Below are 15,211 nucleotides of genomic sequence, written 5' to 3'. Positions count from 1 at the left end.
ATGAGCGGCTGGGCACAGAAACGGTTCTGGAAAGCGGTTTCGGTAGCGGAGACCGGTGACGGGTTTGCGGTGGAGCTGGACGGCCGCCGGGTCAAGACCCCGGCCAAGGCACCGCTGGCGGTGCCGACGCAGGAGATGGCCCAGGCCATTGCCGCGGAATGGGACGCCCAGACCGAATCAGTCGACCCTTCGACAATGCCCTGCACCCGGTCTGCGAATGCCGCAATTGACAAGGTGACACATCAGCACAGCGAAGTCGCCGCCATGCTGACCGAATACGGCGATTGCGACCTGCTGTGCTACCGCGCTGACGCGCCGGTTGAGCTGACGTTGCGTCAGGCGCAGGAATGGGATCCGGCGCTGGACTGGGCGGCAGAGGCGCTGGGGGTGCGGCTGCAGCCCCGCACCGGCGTTCTGCACCAGCCGCAGGAGGCTGCGGCGCTGGCGGCGCTGGCCGAAAAGGTGCAGGCGATGAACCCGTTCCAGCTGGCGGCGTTCCACGATTTGGTAGGGATTTCCGGCTCTTTGATCCTGGGCTTTGCCGCCGCGCATGGCTGGCGCAGCGCCGAGGAGATCTGGCTGCTGTCGCGGCTGGACGAGCGCTGGCAGGAAGAGCAGTGGGGCACCGACGAGGAGGCTGCGGCGGCCGCCGGGGTCAAACGGCAGGAATTTCTGCACGCCAAACGGTTCTTCGATTTCTCCTGAGAACAGAAAATTACCAATTCGGGCCGCGTGGAGTAAAAATGTTTACTCCCGGTGCATTTGTGCGCATCGCGCCCATCGAATTTCCTGATCCCGCCCTTGACGTTTGTTGATGAATGCGCCCACACTCAGGCGCGAAAAAGGGGTAAACCCTTCTTCGGTCTCATTTCCGGCGGGGGATCGCCGGGTAATAAGAACCGCCGGACAGGCGGACTATCAGGAAGAGGTAAAAATGAAAAAAACCGTATTTTTGGGCGCTCTGACCGTTGCTGGTCTGGCGGCTGGCGCAGCTGCTGCCGGCACGCTGGATGACGTGAAAGCCCGCGGCAAGCTGAACTGCGGCGTCACCACCGGCCTGGTCGGATTTGCGGCCCCGAATGCGAATGGCGAATGGGAAGGTTTTGACGTCGCCGTCTGCCGTGCTGTGGCTGCAGCCGTGCTGGGCGACTCGACCGCTGTTGAATTCGTGCCGACCACCGGCAAGACCCGCTTTACCGCGCTGGCCTCCGGCGAAATCGACATGCTGGCCCGCAACACCACCTGGACCTTCTCGCGCGATGTCGACCTGAAGTTCGAATTCACCGGCGTGAACTACTACGACGGCCAGGGCTTCATGGTCCCGAAAGAGCTGGGCGTGTCCTCGGCGAAGGAACTGGACGGCGCCACCGTCTGCATCCAGACCGGCACCACCACCGAGCTGAACCTGGCGGACTTCTTCCGCTCCAACAACATCAGCTATGAGCCGGTTCCGATCGAAACCAACGCCGAAGCGCAGCAGCAGTATCTGGCAGGCGCCTGCGACGTCTACACCACCGACGCCTCCGGGCTGGCCGCAACCCGTGCCACCTTCGACGATCCGTCCGCGCATGTAATCCTGCCGGAAATCATCTCCAAGGAGCCGCTGGGCCCGCTGGTCCGCCACGGCGACCACGAGTGGGGTGACGTTGTCCGCTGGACCCTGAACGCACTGATCGCAGCCGAAGAGCTGGGCGTCACGTCCGCCAACATCAGCGAAATGGCAGCCGGCACCGACAACCCGGAAATCAACCGCCTGCTGGGCAGCGAAGGCACCCTGGGCGAGATGCTGGGTGTGGATGCCGACTGGGCGCACAAAGCGATCGCCGCCAATGGCAACTATGGTGAAATCTTTGCCAAGACCATCGGCGAAGACACCCCGGTCGGCCTGGCCCGCGGCCTGAACGCTCAGTGGACCGAAGGCGGCCTGCTGTACGCTCCGCCGTTCCGCTAAACACACCACCGGGAGGGGCGCAGGAATTTCCTGCGCCCTTTTCCTATCTGAAAAAAGCTCCGGCAAGCTGCGGAGCGGGGACAACCCCGCCAGGATCAGGACGCCGGAGTCAGGGGATCACAATACATGTCAACGCTTACTGACCCGCCGAACGAGAGTTTTCGGCTGTCTATGCTCATCAACGATACCCGCTACCGGTCACTGACCTTCCAGGTGATTGCGGCGATCGTTCTGGCCCTGTGTATCTGGTATCTGGGCAACAACCTGATCCAGAACCTGCGCGCTGCCGGGCTCAATATTTCCTACAGCTTCCTTGGCGACTCGGCCGGGTACGATATCAACCAGACCCTGGTTGAATACGACAGCCAGTCCAGCCACGCGCGCGCCGCGCTGGTCGGGTTGCTGAACACCGTGCTGGTGGCCTTCCTGGCCTGTATCACCGCCACCGTGTTCGGGGTGATCGCCGGGGTGCTGAGGCTTTCCAACAACTGGCTCGTTTCCAAGCTGATGGCTGTTTATGTCGAGATCTTCCGGAACATTCCGGTGCTGATCTGGATCATCATCATCTTCACGATCATGACGGCGGTGCTGCCGGGGCCGCGGGCTTTCCGGGGGAATGATCCTTCGGCAAGCATGCTGTTTGACGCCTTCGCCTTCACCAACCGCGGGATCTATACGCCGCTGCCCTGGTTCCAGAACGGGATCTTTGCCAGCACCGCGATGAACTGGCTGCTGATCCTGGCCGGGTTCGCGCTCTCTTGGATCGTGGCGCATCAGATCAACGTCTGGGCCAGCCACAAGCAGGAAGCCACCGGCGTGCGCCCCAAGACCATGCTGCCGATCCTCGCAGCCTGGCTGGTTCCGTTCCTGGCGCTGACACTGATCATGGGTCTGACCTGGGAATACCCTGAGCTGAAGGGCTTCAACTTCAGCGGCGGCATCAAGATCGGCGGCCCGCTGATCGCGCTGTGGTTTGCACTGTCGATCTACACCGGCGCCTTCATCGCGGAAAACGTCCGGGCCGGCATCCAGGCGGTGTCCAAGGGCCAGACCGAGGCGGCCTCTGCGCTGGGCCTGCGCCCGCGCCGGGTGATGAACCTGGTGGTGCTGCCGCAAGCGCTGCGGGTGATCATCCCGCCGCTGATCTCGCAGTTCCTCAACATCACCAAGAACTCCTCGCTCGCCATCGCCGTGGGCTATGCGGATATCACCGCAACCCTGGGCGGCATCACCCTGAACCAGACCGGCCGCGCCATCGAATGCGTGCTGCTTCTGATGCTGTTCTACCTGACCGCCTCGCTGGTGATTTCGATGGTGATGAACGTCTACAACGCATCTGTGAAGCTGAAGGAGCGCTGAGACATGAGCGATACACACGCACAAACCGTCGCCTTTGTCCGCGAAACCCAGATTCCGCCGGCCCCGCCGCCGGCCTCTGAAACCGGCGTGATAAAATGGCTGCGCGAGAACCTGTTCTCCAACGCCGCGAACTCCGCGCTGACCATCGTGGCGCTGGCCGCGATCTTCATGGTGCTGAGCAACATCCTGCCTTGGGTGCTGAACGGGGTCTGGACCACCAGCTCGCTGGCCGAGTGCCGCGAGGTGCTGCAAGGCAAGACCGGGGCCTGTTTCTCGGTGCTGACCGAGCGCTGGAACCAGCTGCTTTACGGCTTCAAGTACCCGGGCGACCAATACTGGCGGCCGAACCTGGCGCTGGTGCTGTTCCTCGTGGCTGCGGCCCCGGTCCTGTTCTTCGATCTGCCGCGCAAGCTGCTGGCCTTTACTGCCGTCTACCCGTTCCTGGCCTTCTGGCTGATCTGGGGCGGCACGCTGATGGTGCCGGTGGTGGCGATTGTGGGCTTTGCAGCGGCTGCGGCCGTGTTCCAGAAATTTGGCAAGAGCAGCTTTGCAATCGGCTTTTTCGGCGCCATCGCGGTGGCGCTGGCGGTCTGGATCATCGGCGGTATGCTGATCCCCGAAGGCGCGTCGGAGAATGCCTGGCTGAGCCCGGTGCCCTCGCGCGATCTGGGCGGCTTCATGCTGAACCTGATGCTGGGGGTGACCTGTGTGTCGCTGTCGCTGCCCTTGGGCATCGCGCTGGCGCTGGGGCGCCAGTCGGACATGCCGCTGATCAAGTGGGTCTGTGTCATCTTCATCGAGTTCGTGCGCGGCGTGCCGCTGATCACGCTGCTGTTCGTGGCCTCGGTGATGCTGGCCTATTTCTTCCCGCCGGAAAGCACCGTCGACCTGTTCCTGCGCGTGGTGATCATGATCACCATGTTCTCCGCGGCCTATATCGCCGAGGTGATCCGCGGCGGCCTTGCCGCGCTTCCGAAGGGGCAGTACGAAGCGGCTGACAGCCTTGGCCTGGATTACCCCCAGGCGATGCGGCTGATCATCCTGCCGCAGGCGCTGAAGATCTCCATCCCGGGCATCGTGAACGTGGCCGTCGGCCTGTTCAAGGACACCACCCTGGTTTCGGTCATCTCGATGTTCGACCTGGTTGGCATGATCCGCGGCCCGATCCTCGCCTCCACAGAGTGGAACGGCGTGTACTGGGAGCTTTTGGGCTTTGCGGCCGCGCTGTTCTTCGTCGTCTGCTACGGCATTTCTCAATACTCACAGTGGCTCGAGCGCCGTCTCGCCACCGACCACCGTTAAGGAGTTCAACATATGTCTGAACTTATGTCCGACCGCCAAATCGACCGCTCCAAGATGCAGGTGAGCGACGAGGTCGCCATTGAAATCACCAACATGAACAAGTGGTACGGCTCCTTCCACGTGCTGCGCGACATCAACCTGACCGTCAACCAGGGCGAGCGGATTGTGATCGCGGGCCCGTCGGGCTCTGGCAAGTCCACCCTGATCCGCTGCCTGAACGCGCTGGAAGAGCATCAGCAGGGCAAGATCGTGGTGGATGGCACCGAACTGTCCAACGACCTCAAGAACATCGACAAGATCCGGTCCGAGGTTGGCATGGTGTTCCAGCACTTCAACCTGTTCCCGCATCTGACCATCCTGGAGAACTGCACCCTGGCGCCGATCTGGGTGCGCAAGACCCCCAAGAAGGAAGCTGAAGAGCGGGCGATGCACTTCCTGGAGAAGGTGAAGATCCCGGAGCAGGCCAACAAGTACCCGGGCATGCTCTCGGGCGGCCAGCAGCAGCGTGTGGCCATTGCGCGCTCGCTTTGCATGATGCCGCGCATCATGCTGTTCGACGAGCCGACCTCGGCGCTGGACCCGGAGATGATCAAGGAGGTGCTCGACACCATGATCGAGCTGGCCGAGGAAGGCATGACCATGCTGTGCGTGACCCACGAGATGGGCTTTGCCCGCCAGGTGGCGAACCGGGTGATCTTCATGGATGCGGGCCAGATCGTGGAGCAGAACGAGCCGGAAGAGTTCTTCAACAACCCGAAGAGCGACCGCACCAAGCTGTTCCTCAGCCAGATCCTGGGCCACTGAGGCAGCTCAATCACCAAACAGAAAGGCCGGGCAGCGCGCCCGGCCTTTTTTGTTTCGGCAGCTATGGTCAGGAATGGCTGGCAAAAACTTCTGTGCTGCCATCTGCCAGGATCAGCAGGGTATCGAAGGCCTCGCGCTCGTCGCCCATCTCCATCCCCGGCGAGCCGATCGGCATCCCCGGCACCGTCAGCCCAAGCGCCTCAGGCTGCTCCGCGAGCAGCCGCTGGATGTCTTCTGCCGGGACGTGGCCCTCGATCACATAAGGCCCTGCCACCGCGGTGTGGCAGGAGGCCAGATCGCCGTTGACGCCGAGCCGCTCCTTCATCGCCCACAGCTCCTCATCCGCCACATTGCGCACTTCGGTGGTGAAGCCTGCAGCGGCCAGGCGGTCGGCCCAGGCGGTGCAGCAGCCGCAGGTGGGCGACTTCATGATGCGGATGGTGGTCTCCGCCGCCGCCGCGGCAAAGCCCGGCAGGGCGGCAAAGGGGAGGGCGGCTGCGGCCAGCAGCAGGGTACGGCGGTGCATGGGTCTTCTCCAATCCTCGCGGGGGGCGTGTTTCCGGACCGCAATATAGGTCTGCCCGCGCCGCCGCGCCAGTGGCCTCCGGCGCGGGATGCGCCAGCGTGCCGCAGGCCCGGGGGGCTTTGGGAGGCGGGCTACTCGCCCAGCAGCTCCCGCGGGACGGCGAAATCAATCGCTTTGCCGCTGCTCCAGCTGAGATCCTTCCAGTTGCCGATGTCGAACTCAGCCACCAGTGTGGCGCCGGTCGGGTAGTCGTCAAACCGGGAATGGTCCGGCGGGGTGGCCACGATGGAATGGGCAAAGGCGGCAATGCCGGGGTTGTGGCCGATCAGCATCACGCGGGGTTTCTCAGCCTGACACAGCACCTTGAACAGGATGTCCGAATTGGCGTGGTACAGCCGCTCGGTAAAGGCCGCGGGCACCCCCAGTTCCATCAGCTCAAAGGTCTCGCGGGTGCGTCTGGATGAGGAGGAGATGACCTGATCCGGCACATGGCCGTTGCCGCGCAGCCAGTCGGCAATGGCCGGGGCCGAGCGGCGGCCCCGCTTGTTCAGCGGGCGGGCGTGGTCGCTGGGGACACTGGTGTCCCAAGCGGATTTGGCGTGGCGGGTCAGGATCAGGGTGCAGGTCATTGCGGATGAAAATGCCTCATGTGATGTGCGGTTTGACCGGGGTCCCGGCCGGCGGTGCGGCTCAGCGGGCAGGCCCGGCGGGCAAGACAGCCGCCGGTCATGCAGCCGGCGCCTGCGCTGGTATCGAGATAGTCATGGCAGGCCGCCAGATCGTAGGGCCCCCCGTCCGCCAGTGCGGCGGCCGGGCAGGCGGCCAGGCAGGGACGGGAGCGGCAGCTGTGGCAGGGTGACTCTGCCAAAGGCGGAGGGGGAATGTCAAATTCCTGTTCAAAGTGAAGGGCCCCCCGCAAGGAAATCATCAGTCCGGCCTGATCATGCACCATCATCTGTGACGGCGATGTGAAAAACCGCCCCGTAGCCAAAGCCCAGTTGATGAAGGGCGTATAGGGCGGCCCGCCAAAGGGGTAATGGGCGCGGCCGCCCAGGGTTTCTGCCAAGGCGACGATCACCCGCTGCGACCAGCGGTCCACAGGGTCCGGCCTGCCGTCGCGGTACTCCAAGCTGGCGGTGAAGCGGGGCCAGAATGCCTGATCCGTGCCCAGCAGCACCAGGGTGCCGCCCTCCAGCGCCTTGACGGGCTGGCGCCGCGGATGCAGCGCACCGTACACCGCCAGCCCGGCCTGCCCGGCGGCTGCTTCGATCCGCGCATAAAAAGGAGTGTCCCGGTCAGGGGCATCCGGCAGGTCAGTCAGGGTCATAAGCGGCATCCGGTCCGGTGGCATGGGGCGAGCCTAGCAGCGCGGGCGTCCCGTCCAGAGTGCAAAAACGCCGCGCAACCGTCCGCCGGCGTCTTCCTGCCGCCCGGCTCAGCGGCGGCGGAACGGCAGCATCAGGCTCCAGCCCAGCCGCGCCGGGCGGCCGTCCTGCCACTGCAGCCCCACGGTCATGCCGTCATGCCCCTGGCCCGGCTGCGCCGTGTAGGTGCCAAAGATCCGGTCCCAGACCGACAGGGCAAAGCCGTAGTTGCTGTCATGCTCGTGGCGATGGATAGAGTGATGCACCCGGTGCATGTCCGGCGTCACCAGCAGCAGCCGCAGCAGCGCATCCGCCCTGCGGGGCAGCGCCAGGTTGGCATGGTTGAACAGCGCGGTGCCGTTCAGCAGGATCTCAAACAGCACCACCGCCAGGGCTGAGGGCCCCAGCAGATAGACCAGCCCGATCTTCAGCAGCATCGACAGGGCAATCTCCACCGGGTGAAACCGCACCGCGGTGGTCACGTCCATGTCGCGGTCGGCATGATGCACCCGGTGCAGCCGCCACAACAGCGGCACCTTGTGGGTGATCAGATGCTGCAGCCAGATAGCGAAATCCAGCACCAGCACCGCCAGCAGCACCTCCACCCAGCCGGGCCAGCGGACCGCATTCAGCAGCCCCCAGCCATGCTCTGCCGCATCCAGCGCCGCGCCGACGGCCAGCAAGGGCAGCCCGACCGCCAGCGCCCGCAGGGTCAGCGTGTTCAGGATCGAGATCGACAGGTTGGCCGGCCAGCGCCGCCGCCGCGGCAGGCTGCGGCCGCGCCGCGGCGCCCAGGCTTCTGCCGCCGCAAATAGCGCAAACAGCCCCAGGAAGGCCGCAAGGCGGATCAGGGTTTCATACTCCATGCTTTCAGCGATGCGCATGCAGCGGCAAAAAGCAACTCCCAACGCCGCAGCGCGCCGCCTGAAACACGGATCCTCTGTTCATCTGGCCCCGAAATATCCCGGGGCGAATTGGCCCCAGGGGCCAAGAGGGGCAGCGCCCCTCAGCCGGCCCGTGCCTCAGGCGCGGATCATCGAGCCTGCGCCGTGGTCGGTATAAAGCTCCAGCAGCACTGCGTTCTGCACCCGCCCGTCCACGATGGTGCAGGCGCGCACGCCATTGCGGACCGCATCCAGCGCGGTTTCGGTCTTGGGGATCATACCGCCCGCGATCACGCCGCTGGCGGTCATCTCCTCGACATCCGCCGCCTTCAGTTCGGTCACCACGTCGCCCTCGGCATTCTTGACGCCCGCCACATCGGTCAGCAGCAAAAGCCGGTCGGCGGTCAGCGCCTTGGCGATGGCGCCGGCGGCGGTGTCGCCGTTGATGTTGAACGTCTCGCCATTGCGGCCGCCGCCGATCGGGGCGATCACCGGGATCATGTTCTTTTCAAACAGCCCGTGCAGCACCATCGGGTCCATCTCGGCCGGTGCGCCGACAAAGCCCAGGTCCGGGTTGGCCTGATCGCAGGTGATGAGGTTTGCATCCTTGCCCGACAGCCCCACCGCGCGGCCGCCCTGGCGGTTGATCGCCTGCACGATGCGCTTGTTGACGACGCCGGACAGCACCATTTCCACCACCTCCATGGTAGCGGCGTCGGTGACGCGCTTGCCGTTCACGAACTCCGACTTGATCTGCAGCTTTTCCAGCATCGCGTTGATCATCGGCCCGCCGCCATGCACGATCACCGGGTTCACCCCGACCTGGCGCATCAGCACGATATCGCGGGCAAAGGTGTCCATCGCCTCGTCGCTGCCCATGGCGTGGCCGCCCAGCTTGATGACGACAATGGCCCCGGCAAAGCGCTGGAAATACGGCAGCGCGCTGGAGAGGGTTTCGGCGGTGGCAATCCAATCGCGGTTCATATCTTGTTTCTTCATTGCTGCATCATCCCTTGGCCCCGATGTGTTACGGGGTTCCGGCGCCGCTGCCAAGGGTTGCGTTTGGCGCACCCCGTTGCGGATCGCGGCGCGGGTGCTAGGCTCAGGCCAGATTCTCACACAAGGAGTGCGCCATGCGCCAGAAGACTTTGCTGCTGACCGGGGCCAGCCGCGGCATCGGCCACGCCACCGTGCGCCGTTTCAACGCCGAGGGCTGGCGGGTGATCACCTGCTCGCGCCAGCCATTCCCGCAGGAATGCCCCTGGGGCGGCGGCCAGGAGAACCATGTGCAGCTGGACCTGTCGGATCCGTCGGACACGATCAATGCAGTGGGCCAGATCCAGGAGCTGCTGGACGGTCGGCTGGATGCGCTGGTTAACAACGCGGGCATCTCGCCCAAGGGACCGGACGGGGAGCGGCTCAATACGCTGAACACTGATCTGATGGACTGGGGCAAGGTGTTCCATGTGAACTTCTTTGCCTCGGTGGTGCTGGCCCGCGGCCTCAAGGAGGAGCTGGCGGCGGCGCAGGGCTCTGTCGTCAACGTGACCTCGATCGCGGGCAGCCGTGTGCATCCCTTTGCAGGCGCGGCCTATGCCACCTCGAAGGCGGCGCTGGCGGCGCTGACGCGGGAGATGGCGCATGACTTCGGGCCGATGGGCGTGCGCGTGAACGCCATTGCGCCGGGCGAGGTCGAAACCTCGATCCTGTCGCCCGGCACCGAGAAGATCGTCGCCAAGCTGCCGATGCAGCGGCTGGGCCAGCCTGAGGAAGTGGCGGCGGCGATCTATTTCCTGTGCTCGGAGGGGAGTTCCTATATCTCCGGCGCTGAGATCGAGGTGAACGGCGCGCAGCACGTTTGATTTTTGTCAACCGCCCGGCCTAGAGGCCGGGCAGCGCCCGACCCTCCCCACGGGACGGCGCTTTCGCACCCACCCAGTGTCGGGCGCTGCCCTTCGCTTTCTACTAGCTCATCGCGCGTTTCAGCACCGGCAGGTTGCCCAGCAGCAGCACGTCAAACGCCAGCACCGCCAGCAGCGCCAGGCCGGTGAGCGGGAAGGCCAGCGAGACCAGCACGGCAATCAGCGCGGCACCTTTCCAGAACGGCATCTCTGCCGGTTCCGGCGGCGCGGCAAGGCGGGCGGCACCGGAAGGGCGGCGCTTGACCCACATCACCAGGCCGGAGACGCAAACAAAGATCACCGCGAGGCAGAACACCACGTTCAACACGAAGCTCCAGGTGCCCATCAGCCCCATGTGGAAGGGGATGCTGACCGCCATCGCTTTACCCGCCCAGGAGTAGTCGTCATACGTCACATCGGCGAGGATCCTGCCGCTGTACTGGTCCACATGCACGGTGCGGTCGATGAAGGGGCTGTCGCCGTCGCCGCTCATGCTGTCGCGGTTGATTGTCCAGACGCCACTTTCGCCACCGGGGTAGGCGAGGCGGAAGCGGCCTTCCATTCCCAGCGAGCGGCCCAAAGCGATCAGGCTGGCGGCATCCACTGGGGCGCCTTCGGCCACGCCGGTGATCCCGGCGTCAGAGCCTGAGGCGGGCATCGGGGTTTGCTCCAGCGCCCAAGGCACGTCGTTGGTATGCCCATGGTTCATGCTGGCGTGGATATCGTCAGACAGGGGCACATTGTCCCATTTCGCCGCCGGGAAGGTGGACCACGCCTGCATGATCTTGCCGCCCCAGATGCCGGTCCACGACAGGCCCGAGATCAGGAACACCACCAGCAGCGCCGACATCCAGAAGCCGGTGACCGCGTGGAGGCTCTTCCACAAGGCGCGGCCCTTGGCGCGGAAGTTGGGGACGAAAGCGCTGATGGCATTGCCACGGGGCCACCAAAGGTAGAGGCCGGTCAGCACCAGCACGAGGCCCAAACCGGCGGCGATCTCGATCAGCTGGTCGCCGGTGTCGCCGATCAGAAGGGTAGAATGGATGTTGTCGGCCAGATCGTACCAGCCGGCGCGGCGGTCCCAGATCTCGATCACTTCGCCGTTGTACTGGTTCAGGGCCACCAGGCGCTGGCCCGCTTCGGTTTTCACCCGGAACACTGCGGCCAGATCCGGGGCCTTGGGGCCGATCCATTCGGCGATGGTGCCGGGCTGGGCAGCCAGCACGGCGGCCTCCTGCTCAGGGATGCTCAGCTCGGCGGGGCCTGGGGGGACGGGGATCTTCTCGCCGTCGCGGCCGTCCACTTGGGTGATGAACATCATCATCAGGCCGGTCACCGCCAGCATGATCAGGAAGGGGATCACAAACAGGCCGGCGTAGAAGTGCCAGCGCCAGGCGGCGAAGTAGAATTTCTCTGGAAGCGGGCGCGACTGGCCCGCGGATTGCGGTTGGCTGGATGCCATAGGGTCTCTCCATATCGGAACGGGGCCGGTCGCGCGGGGCGCCGGCGGTAATGTCAGAGGTGTTCAGAAAATCAGGAGAGTGCGGGCGGGCCGCGGGCATCATAGCGCCAGTGGAAGCCGGCTGTGTGATGGGTAAAGGCCTCGCGCGACCAGCGGTCGCTGAGAGGTGTGTCCAGGTTCAGGTCGATCAGGCTGTCGGGCAGCAGCGCCACGACGCCAAGACCGGCGAATGGACAGCTGCGGTCCTCCATCTGCTCGGCGGGCGCATGGGGTTCGCCGCTGTCCAGATCGACCCAGGTTTCCACAAGGCCATGGCCGGTACAGATCACCAGCAGCACCTTGCCGTCCTGCGCCGTGCCCGGCATCCATCCGGAGGGGATCAGCCCGGCCACGGCCAGGGCGATCACAACCAGATAGGAGGCAAGGCGGGCAAGCATGGATCAGAGGCTGGCGATGATCGACCTGAGGGTCGGGATGCCGTCGCCCTTTTCAGAGGAGGTCAGCACGATTTCCGGATAGGCCGCCGGGTGTTTGGAAAGCGCGCCGCGGACCTGCTCCAGCACCTTGGCGCGGTCCTTTTCCTTGACCTTGTCAGCCTTGGTCATCACGCATTGGAAGGTGACGGCGGAGCTGTCCAGCAGCTTCATGATGTCCTCGTCCACCTTCTTGACGCCATGGCGGCTGTCGATCAGCACAAAGGCGCGGCGCAGGTTCTGGCGGCCGGACAGGTACTGCTTCAGCAGCTTCTGCCATTTCTCCACCACCGCCAGCGGCGCATTGGCATAGCCATAGCCGGGCAGGTCGACCAGATAGAGCTCCGGCCCTTGGGTGAAGAAGTTGATCTCCTGCGTGCGGCCCGGCGTGTTGGAGGCGCGCGCGATGCCCTTGGTGCCGGTCAGCGCGTTGATCAGGCTCGACTTGCCGACGTTGGAGCGGCCGGCAAAGCAGACCTCCATCCGGTCGGCGCCGGGCAGGCCGCTCATTGCGACCACGCCCTTCAGGAACTCGGTCTCGCCCGCAAACAGCTTGCGGCCTTTTTCCAGGGAAATATCGTCCGGCGCCTCGGCCAGGGGGAATTGCATCTGCATCACAGTACCTTCACCGCATCGCCGATGCGGACAGGGCCGCCGCGGACCACCTCGGCGTAGACCGAGAAGTCCTGATGGCCCCAGTTGTCTTTCAGGGTTTTCAGCGTGTCGGCGTCGCGTTCGCCGGTTTCGGGGTTGGCGGTGGTCGCCAGGCAGCGCACCACCCGCTCGCGCACGGCAAAGACCGCCTCGCCGACCTGCACCTCGCGGCCGATCCATTCGTTTTCGGCCCAGGCCTCGCCCAGGTCGAACCAGATGTTGCCGCGCCAGCGCAGCGGCGACAGCTTTTGTCCGATGGCTTGCTCCACCGCGCGGTGGGAGGCCAGGTTGCACAGCGTGACCGAGGGGAAATCGCTATCGGTCATGCCGCGGCCCGGCACCCGGACGATATGGGAAGACCCGGCCCGGTTTGCAGGCAGCAGCGGCTTTTCCCAGTCCAGGAAACGGGGCAGGTCCTCAGCGGCGTCCGGATCAAACGTCAGATCGGGACGGTCCGGGTGGCTCAGCGTCAGCTGGCCGGTGGCTTCGTCCAGCTTGGCATTGACGGCCATCAGCTGCGGCGCCTTTGAGCCGCGGGTGAAATTGGCGCAGGGCACCCATTCGGAGCCATCCGCCGATGACGCTTCATGCGCGACCGCCCAAACGCGATCGCCGGGCATGGTCTGCCCGGCGCTCAGAGTTACGGTTTCCAGTGCCTCCCGCCCGTGGGATTTGAGCGGGTGGCGCCAGATATTTGTGACCTTGCAGGTCATTCGTTCTCAGCCTTCGGCTTCTTCTTGAAGCTCGACTTGATGTTGCCGAACACGTCCGGCTTATAACCGTGGCTGCGCATGATCAGATACTGCTGGGTGAAGGTGATCGTGTTGTTGGCGATCCAGTAGACCACCAGGCCGGAGGCGAAGCCGCCGAGCATGAACATGAACACCCAGGGCATCCAGGCAAAGATCATCTGCTGGGTCGGGTCGGTGGGCGCCGGGTTCAGCTTTTGCTGCAGCCACATCGAGACGCCCAGCAGGATCGGCAGGATGCCGATGAAGACCAGCGCCAGGATGCTTTCCGGCGCCGGGGCCGCAAAGGGCAGCAGGCCGAACAGGTTGAAGATCGAGGTCGGATCCGGCGCGCTGAGGTCCTGGAAGGGGCCGAAGAAGGGCGCGTGGCGCAGTTCCAGGGTGACGAAAATCACCTTGTAGAGCGAGAAGAAGATCGGGATCTGGATCAGGATCGGCAGGCAGCCCGCGGCGGGGTTCACCTTCTCCCGCTTGTAGAGCTCCATCATCTCCTTCTGCATCTTCTGGCGGTCGTCGCCGGCGCGCTCCTTGAGCTTCTCCATCTCCGGCTGAAGCTCTTTCATCTTGGCCATGGAGGCGTAGGATTTATAGGCCAGCGGGAACACCAGGATCTTGATCACCACGGTCAGGCCGATGATCGCCCAGCCCATGTTGCCGATCAGGACGTTCAGATTGTGCAGCAGCCAGAACATCGGCTTGGTCAGGAAGAAGAACCAGCCCCAGTCGATCACGTCCAGGAAGCCCTGGATGCCTGCCTTCTGGTAGCCGCGGATGGTTTCCCATTCCTTGGCGCCGGCAAACAGCTGGGTGGTGACCTCGGACGACTGGCCGTCAGCGACGGTCACGGTCGGCAGCACGATGTCGGTCTGGTAGATCTCGCGGCGCTCGTCGAATTTGGCGATCGAGCGGAAGGCCTGACCCGGCTCGGGGACCAGGGTCGACATCCAGTAATGGTCAGTAAAGCCGATCCAGCCGTTCTCGGCGACCTGGCGGATTTCTGCCTTGGAGCCGTCGCGCGCGTCGGGCTCGAAATCGGCCATGTCGTCATAGTCGATCTCGGCCAGCTCGCCGTCGGACATGCCGACTAGGCCTTCGTGCAGGATGAAGAAGTTCTTCAGGTCCGCGGGCTGGCCGTGGCGGGCCAGGGTGCCGTAGGGCGCCAGCGACACGGTGCCGCCGGAGGCGTTGGCAACCGACTGGGTGACCGAGAACATGTAATCCTCGTCGACCGAGATGGTGCGGCTGAAGGTCAGGCCGTTGCCGTTGTCCCAGGTCAGGGTGACGGGGCTGTCCGGGGTCAGGGTGGCATCTGCCTCGGCGCTCCAGACGGTGTTGGCGCCCGGCACCTCATCCAGCGACAGGCCTGCGCCCGGGGCCCAGCCGTAAAGCGCGTAATAGGCCTCGGCCTCGCCCACCGGCTTCAGCAGTTTGACGATCGGGGAATTCTCGTCCAGCGTCTCGCGGTAGTCCTTCAGCGACAGATCGTCGATCCGGCCGCCCTGCAGCGAGATGCTGCCGGTCACCCGCGGCGTGTCGATGGCCAGACGCGCGGCCTGCGGGGCCTCGGCCTGTTCCGGGGCGCTGCCGTCCACGGCCTCAGCCGCGGCGCTGGGCGCCAGTGCGGTATCGCCTGCGGGGGCGGTCTCGCTGACCGCGGTTTCAGGCGCTTGCTCCGGCTCCGGGGGCGGGAAGAAGGTATACCACCCGAGGATCACCAGAAAGCTGAGTACGGTTGCGAGAATTAGATTTTTGTTCTGATCGTCCATTGGGGACTGCCACCTC

General features: G+C 64.7%; 16 protein-coding genes. 6 read left to right on the top strand and 10 right to left on the bottom strand.

The window, feature by feature from the left end; all coding sequences use genetic code 11:
* The 5 genes from ACTRWG_RS14435 to ACTRWG_RS14415 all read left to right on the top strand — a co-directional run bounded on the left by ACTRWG_RS14435 (position 1) and on the right by ACTRWG_RS14415 (position 5,416).
* The gene (locus ACTRWG_RS14435) at positions 1–705 is read left to right on the top strand and encodes an ATP12 family chaperone protein (protein WP_027235513.1); all 705 of its coding nucleotides are present in this window, start codon (positions 1–3) and stop codon (positions 703–705) included.
* Positions 706–934: 229 nt separating this feature from the next.
* The gene (locus ACTRWG_RS14430) at positions 935–1,951 is read left to right on the top strand and encodes an amino acid ABC transporter substrate-binding protein (RefSeq protein ID WP_027235512.1); all 1,017 of its coding nucleotides are present in this window, start codon (positions 935–937) and stop codon (positions 1,949–1,951) included.
* A 126-nt stretch (positions 1,952–2,077) separates the two neighbouring features.
* Positions 2,078–3,310, top strand: a complete 1,233-nt coding sequence (locus tag ACTRWG_RS14425; protein WP_027235511.1) for an amino acid ABC transporter permease — start codon at positions 2,078–2,080, stop codon at positions 3,308–3,310.
* A gap of 3 nt (positions 3,311–3,313) precedes the next feature.
* Positions 3,314–4,612: an amino acid ABC transporter permease gene (locus ACTRWG_RS14420; protein ID WP_259971572.1), complete on the top strand. Its 1,299-nt coding sequence runs from the start codon at positions 3,314–3,316 to the stop codon at positions 4,610–4,612.
* Between the two features lie 12 nt (positions 4,613–4,624).
* Positions 4,625–5,416 (top strand): amino acid ABC transporter ATP-binding protein, encoded by a 792-nt coding sequence (locus ACTRWG_RS14415; RefSeq protein WP_027235509.1) that lies wholly within the window; start codon positions 4,625–4,627, stop codon positions 5,414–5,416.
* A gap of 67 nt (positions 5,417–5,483) precedes the next feature.
* Here the strand turns inward: ACTRWG_RS14415 and ACTRWG_RS14410 are convergent, their stop codons facing one another.
* The 5 genes from ACTRWG_RS14410 to argB all read right to left on the bottom strand — a co-directional run bounded on the left by ACTRWG_RS14410 (position 5,484) and on the right by argB (position 9,189).
* Positions 5,484–5,942, bottom strand: coding sequence for a DUF411 domain-containing protein (locus ACTRWG_RS14410; protein WP_027235508.1), 459 nt, complete (start codon positions 5,940–5,942; stop codon positions 5,484–5,486).
* A 131-nt stretch (positions 5,943–6,073) separates the two neighbouring features.
* On the bottom strand, positions 6,074–6,571 hold the full coding sequence (locus ACTRWG_RS14405) for a SixA phosphatase family protein (protein WP_027235507.1): 498 nt from the start codon (positions 6,569–6,571) through the stop codon (positions 6,074–6,076).
* Positions 6,568–7,269: a hypothetical protein gene (locus ACTRWG_RS14400; protein WP_027235506.1), complete on the bottom strand. Its 702-nt coding sequence runs from the start codon at positions 7,267–7,269 to the stop codon at positions 6,568–6,570. The genes ACTRWG_RS14405 and ACTRWG_RS14400 overlap by 4 nt, the downstream gene beginning before the upstream one ends.
* A 108-nt stretch (positions 7,270–7,377) precedes the next feature.
* A complete protein-coding gene (locus tag ACTRWG_RS14395; RefSeq protein WP_027235505.1) occupies positions 7,378–8,172 on the bottom strand; it encodes a sterol desaturase family protein in 795 nt (264 codons plus the stop codon).
* A 156-nt stretch (positions 8,173–8,328) separates the two neighbouring features.
* Positions 8,329–9,189 carry an acetylglutamate kinase gene (gene argB / locus ACTRWG_RS14390; RefSeq protein WP_027235504.1) on the bottom strand — a complete coding sequence of 287 codons (861 nt, stop codon included), beginning with the start codon at positions 9,187–9,189 and terminating at the stop codon, positions 8,329–8,331.
* A 134-nt stretch (positions 9,190–9,323) separates the two neighbouring features.
* Between argB and ACTRWG_RS14385 the strand changes: the two genes are divergently transcribed.
* Positions 9,324–10,052 carry an SDR family NAD(P)-dependent oxidoreductase gene (locus tag ACTRWG_RS14385; RefSeq protein WP_027235503.1) on the top strand — a complete coding sequence of 243 codons (729 nt, stop codon included), beginning with the start codon at positions 9,324–9,326 and terminating at the stop codon, positions 10,050–10,052.
* 103 nt (positions 10,053–10,155) lie between these two features.
* Here the strand turns inward: ACTRWG_RS14385 and ACTRWG_RS14380 are convergent, their stop codons facing one another.
* The 5 genes from ACTRWG_RS14380 to yidC form a co-directional block, all read right to left on the bottom strand.
* The gene (locus ACTRWG_RS14380; protein WP_462829488.1) at positions 10,156–11,553 is read right to left on the bottom strand and encodes a PepSY-associated TM helix domain-containing protein; all 1,398 of its coding nucleotides are present in this window, start codon (positions 11,551–11,553) and stop codon (positions 10,156–10,158) included.
* 71 nt (positions 11,554–11,624) lie between these two features.
* Positions 11,625–11,990: a DUF2946 family protein gene (locus tag ACTRWG_RS14375; RefSeq protein WP_259958120.1), complete on the bottom strand. Its 366-nt coding sequence runs from the start codon at positions 11,988–11,990 to the stop codon at positions 11,625–11,627.
* A gap of 3 nt (positions 11,991–11,993) precedes the next feature.
* Complete coding sequence (yihA, locus tag ACTRWG_RS14370; RefSeq protein WP_259958121.1) at positions 11,994–12,641, bottom strand: ribosome biogenesis GTP-binding protein YihA/YsxC; 648 nt, start codon at positions 12,639–12,641, stop codon at positions 11,994–11,996.
* Positions 12,641–13,393: an MOSC domain-containing protein gene (locus tag ACTRWG_RS14365; RefSeq protein WP_462829487.1), complete on the bottom strand. Its 753-nt coding sequence runs from the start codon at positions 13,391–13,393 to the stop codon at positions 12,641–12,643. The genes yihA and ACTRWG_RS14365 overlap by 1 nt, the downstream gene beginning before the upstream one ends.
* Positions 13,390–15,195, bottom strand: coding sequence for a membrane protein insertase YidC (gene yidC / locus ACTRWG_RS14360; protein WP_462829486.1), 1,806 nt, complete (start codon positions 15,193–15,195; stop codon positions 13,390–13,392). The genes ACTRWG_RS14365 and yidC overlap by 4 nt, the downstream gene beginning before the upstream one ends.
* Positions 15,196–15,211: the final 16 nt, after the last annotated feature.

The organism is Leisingera sp. G5_S3_59_S7 (assembly GCF_054968485.1).
The sequence above is the reverse complement of the archived record's forward strand: the minus strand, read 5'-3'. Positions and strand labels throughout refer to the sequence as shown.

What these genes read in the sequence shown, in the direction of transcription:
- ACTRWG_RS14380 (WP_462829488.1), bottom strand. Translation starts at nt 11,553, where the DNA reads ATGGCATCCAGCCAACCGCAATCCGCGGGCCAGTCGCGCCCGCTTCCA.
- ACTRWG_RS14400 (WP_027235506.1), bottom strand. Translation starts at nt 7,269, where the DNA reads ATGACCCTGACTGACCTGCCGGATGCCCCTGACCGGGACACTCCTTTT.
- ACTRWG_RS14405 (WP_027235507.1), bottom strand. Translation starts at nt 6,571, where the DNA reads ATGACCTGCACCCTGATCCTGACCCGCCACGCCAAATCCGCTTGGGAC.
- argB (WP_027235504.1), bottom strand. Translation starts at nt 9,189, where the DNA reads ATGAAGAAACAAGATATGAACCGCGATTGGATTGCCACCGCCGAAACC.
- ACTRWG_RS14425 (WP_027235511.1), top strand. Translation starts at nt 2,078, where the DNA reads ATGTCAACGCTTACTGACCCGCCGAACGAGAGTTTTCGGCTGTCTATG.
- ACTRWG_RS14385 (WP_027235503.1), top strand. Translation starts at nt 9,324, where the DNA reads ATGCGCCAGAAGACTTTGCTGCTGACCGGGGCCAGCCGCGGCATCGGC.
- yidC (WP_462829486.1), bottom strand. Translation starts at nt 15,195, where the DNA reads ATGGACGATCAGAACAAAAATCTAATTCTCGCAACCGTACTCAGCTTT.
- ACTRWG_RS14435 (WP_027235513.1), top strand. Translation starts at nt 1, where the DNA reads ATGAGCGGCTGGGCACAGAAACGGTTCTGGAAAGCGGTTTCGGTAGCG.
- ACTRWG_RS14410 (WP_027235508.1), bottom strand. Translation starts at nt 5,942, where the DNA reads ATGCACCGCCGTACCCTGCTGCTGGCCGCAGCCGCCCTCCCCTTTGCC.
- ACTRWG_RS14430 (WP_027235512.1), top strand. Translation starts at nt 935, where the DNA reads ATGAAAAAAACCGTATTTTTGGGCGCTCTGACCGTTGCTGGTCTGGCG.
- ACTRWG_RS14415 (WP_027235509.1), top strand. Translation starts at nt 4,625, where the DNA reads ATGTCTGAACTTATGTCCGACCGCCAAATCGACCGCTCCAAGATGCAG.
- ACTRWG_RS14420 (WP_259971572.1), top strand. Translation starts at nt 3,314, where the DNA reads ATGAGCGATACACACGCACAAACCGTCGCCTTTGTCCGCGAAACCCAG.
- ACTRWG_RS14365 (WP_462829487.1), bottom strand. Translation starts at nt 13,393, where the DNA reads ATGACCTGCAAGGTCACAAATATCTGGCGCCACCCGCTCAAATCCCAC.
- yihA (WP_259958121.1), bottom strand. Translation starts at nt 12,641, where the DNA reads ATGCAGATGCAATTCCCCCTGGCCGAGGCGCCGGACGATATTTCCCTG.
- ACTRWG_RS14395 (WP_027235505.1), bottom strand. Translation starts at nt 8,172, where the DNA reads ATGGAGTATGAAACCCTGATCCGCCTTGCGGCCTTCCTGGGGCTGTTT.
- ACTRWG_RS14375 (WP_259958120.1), bottom strand. Translation starts at nt 11,990, where the DNA reads ATGCTTGCCCGCCTTGCCTCCTATCTGGTTGTGATCGCCCTGGCCGTG.